Here is a 2,957-nt window from a genome sequence, read left to right on the forward strand (position 1 = left end):
CGCACCTCCACCCCGAGGTCTTTCAGCTCGCGAACGGTTTCGAGCAGGTCGACGGTGTTGCGCGCGAAGCGCGAGATCGACTTGGTGAGGATCAGGTCGATTGCCCCTTCCCGGGCAAGGGCCAGCATTTCTTGGAACTGGGGTCGATGCGTGGTGGTTCCAGAGATTCCAGAATCGGCGAACACTCCGGCGAACGTCCAGCCAGGAGTGTCGTGAATGAGTTGCTGGTAGTAGGAAACTTGGGTGGACAAACTCAGCGGTGTGCGCTCGGTTTCCATGCTGATGCGGGCATACGCTGCCACTTTCACAAGCGGAGAAGCACTGATCGGTGGCGGGGTGATTTGCTCCATTCTCTTCAAGGTATTTCTCCTAGTCAGACAGGGTTTCAGGTTGTATCCATACATCACTCAAACCCTCGAGATAGTCAACGAAACTGGCTCTTTGTAGGGCGGCCAGTGGCGCATCTGGGGCGTCGAGGCGCTGGCACACGGTGATGGCTTCGCGTGGGGTGAGGATGCCGCGTTCGAGAAGCTGCTTGACCTGCGTGAGCTGGTGATGAGCCGTCAGCTCGGCTGCCATGTTCATCGTTTACCGCCACGGGTGTTGAAACGGTGCTGGATGTAGCACGGGTGGCAGCAGTACTTGCGTTTCGTCTGGTTCGTGCGAGCCACAGTGACCTGTCGGTGGCAGTTCGCGCAGACCAGTTCTTCGGTGACCACTCTGCGGTGGGTGGCCCACCAGGCTCGTCGGCAGGAAGTGGAGCAGAACTTCGATCCTTGCCGGAGCTCGATTGGCTTGCAGCAGTGCAAGCACCACACTCCAACTGGGTCCGTGACCTGCTCAACGGCAGGGTCGACGGTGATGCCGTGTCGCAGACAATAGGTCTTGACGCTGTTGGCGTTGAGGTCCAGGTGCGCGGCGATACGAGAGTAGGCAACTCCTGCAGCGCGCATCATCTGGATGTGATGGCGATCAGTCTGGTTCAGAGCCATGAGCAGGCCCTCCTGGCAACGAGGCGAAAGGTGGTCGCCCATACGCCGGTTGCACCAGACGAAACCGGACAGCAGAAACAAAGCCTCCCTGCCGAGTTCGCACCTGTGGCTGGGGTTGCGCCCCAATTCGGATAAGGCAGCTATTCTTTGCTCATTTCACAATGCGGAGCGATCAACGTGTGAACCGTGACCAGAGCAAGGGCGGGTGAAGATGACAGGTGACGACGGTGAACTCCCGGTGTTTCTCGACGACCAGTCCTACCGAACCTGTACAGAATGCGGCTCAGATTGTGTCCCTGACCCGTTTGCTGCAGGCGAAGGTGAAGGCATCCGAATCGCGTTCATCTGCCCGAGCTGTGGAGTGCAGTCCGTCATCGACCCGTTCGAAGACCTGCGGTAAACACCAGCTCCGCAAACGCACAAAAGGCCCCGCCACCACCTCGATGAAGGTGATGACGGGGCCAGAGAGTGCTCTCGCGTGGGTTAGCCGATGCCGAGCTTCTCGTTGACGCGCTTCTGCACGGCCGCGTAGTTGGCTCCGAGTCGGCGCTTGCGTTCCTCGCCGTTGCCGTAGTCTCCACGGATGACCGCATCAGCCAGAGCGTCGATGTTGACGGAGGGCTTGGCGGGGCTTCGTCCGGCGAGCTTTTCGTTCACGCGCTTCTGTACCGCAGCGTAGTTGCCGCCGAGTCGGCGCTTGCGTTCCTCGCCGTTGCCGTAGTCTCCACGGATGACCGCATCAGCCAGAGCGTCGATGTTGGCGGAGGGCTTGGGTGCGGGCGGTGTGGGCTTTGCCGGTGGTGTCGGGGCGGGCTTGGTGCCGCTCATGCGGTCGTACCAGTACTGGGCGCGTGCCATGTAGGCCGCATGCTGGCTTCCTGCAAGGGAGGCCGGGCATTCGGTGGAAGAGAAATGCTTGTGGCCGAACACGTTCTTGCCCCACACGGGTCGTCCGAGCTTGTAGTAGTGGCAGATGGCCGCGACGAGGTGGGCACCGTTGTCGAGGCAGGCCTCGGAGATGCGCCAGGGCTTGGAGGAGATGTCGGCGTGTTCGATACCGATGGAGGTGGTGTTGGCATCCCAGTTGCCTGCATGCCAGGCGGTGTCGCGATCCCACACGAGTTGGCCGATGCGACCGTTGGAGTCGACCTGGTAGTGGGCGGATGCTTGGCGGGTCTGCCACACGTCCCAGATGGACTTGATGGTGAGGTTGCCTGCGTTGTGGTGGATGATGACCTTGTTGATCTTCCGTCCGCTTCGTCCGGCGCTGTAGTGCTTGTTCATCAGCCGGTTTTCGTCGGCTTCGAGGGTGGCCCAGTTCTTCATCAGAGGTTCTCCTTTTCTGCTGAGGTGGTGGTTTGGTTGGGGTGGTGTTCGAGGTCGGGTTTGCCGGTCACGTCACGGGTGACCAGGTCCAGGGCGCGGCGGATGTGGGCTGGTACGGGCAGCCCGAGCCGGGTGGCGTTTTCGATCAGGGAGATGCCTTCGTTGGACAGGTAGAACACGACGGTGGCGGTGCGTAGTGCTCCGGGTGTTCCGATGACGTGCACGTCGAGCAGGTGGGCAAGTCCGATCAGGGTAAAGATGAGGATCTTGCGGGAGATGCCCCGGAATCCGATGGCTGAGGAGACGCGGCGTTCGGCGATCGCGGCGAGTACGCCGGTGATGTAGTCGAATAGGATGAAGGCGATGAGCGCGTACACCAGGCCGTCGAGGCCTCCGAGGAACGCGCCGATGACGGCCCCGACCCCGGCCAGGCCGGTTTGGATCGTGGCCCAGATAGCTTTGAGCGACATAGAAAGTGGGTTCCTTCCCGTTTGTGGGCACACGACAAAGGCCCGCACCGAAGTGGTGTGGGCCTGTTGGGAGTGCGGTTTGGGGTTAGAGTTCCGGGCTGGTGAGGATGTCCAGGATCGGCTCGTACAGGTCGATCGTCCCGGTGTGTTCGGTGGGCGCGGCAGGCGG

General features: G+C 61.3%; 6 protein-coding genes. 1 reads left to right on the forward strand and 5 read right to left on the reverse strand.

The features are described 5' to 3' along the window. The 3 genes from Q0X61_RS13120 to Q0X61_RS13130 all read right to left on the reverse strand — a co-directional run. Positions 1-350 (reverse strand): recombinase family protein (locus Q0X61_RS13120; RefSeq protein WP_297743325.1); only part of this gene is annotated, 350 nt, incomplete at its 3' end. Positions 351-369: 19 nt separating this feature from the next. Further along, positions 370-579 carry a dihydroorotase gene (locus Q0X61_RS13125; protein WP_231782322.1) on the reverse strand — a complete coding sequence of 70 codons (210 nt, stop codon included), beginning with the start codon at positions 577-579 and terminating at the stop codon, positions 370-372. Between the two features lie 2 nt (positions 580-581). Beyond that, positions 582-992, reverse strand: coding sequence for a hypothetical protein (locus Q0X61_RS13130; protein ID WP_034965040.1), 411 nt, complete (start codon positions 990-992; stop codon positions 582-584). A gap of 211 nt (positions 993-1,203) precedes the next feature. Between Q0X61_RS13130 and Q0X61_RS13135 the strand changes: the two genes are divergently transcribed. Then, positions 1,204-1,392 (forward strand): hypothetical protein, encoded by a 189-nt coding sequence (locus tag Q0X61_RS13135; RefSeq protein WP_291461633.1) that lies wholly within the window; start codon positions 1,204-1,206, stop codon positions 1,390-1,392. A gap of 83 nt (positions 1,393-1,475) precedes the next feature. On the opposite strand, the gene Q0X61_RS13140 is transcribed toward Q0X61_RS13135, so the two are convergent. Next, entirely contained in the window at positions 1,476-2,318 is an 843-nt protein-coding gene (locus Q0X61_RS13140; protein ID WP_005295621.1) for an N-acetylmuramoyl-L-alanine amidase, read from the reverse strand. Beyond that, positions 2,318-2,788 carry a holin family protein gene (locus Q0X61_RS13145; protein WP_297743332.1) on the reverse strand — a complete coding sequence of 157 codons (471 nt, stop codon included), beginning with the start codon at positions 2,786-2,788 and terminating at the stop codon, positions 2,318-2,320. The genes Q0X61_RS13140 and Q0X61_RS13145 overlap by 1 nt, the downstream gene beginning before the upstream one ends. Positions 2,789-2,957 lie beyond the last annotated feature (169 nt).

The sequence above is a fragment of the uncultured Tessaracoccus sp. genome (genome assembly GCF_947255005.1).
GTDB lineage: Bacteria > Actinomycetota > Actinomycetes > Propionibacteriales > Propionibacteriaceae > Arachnia.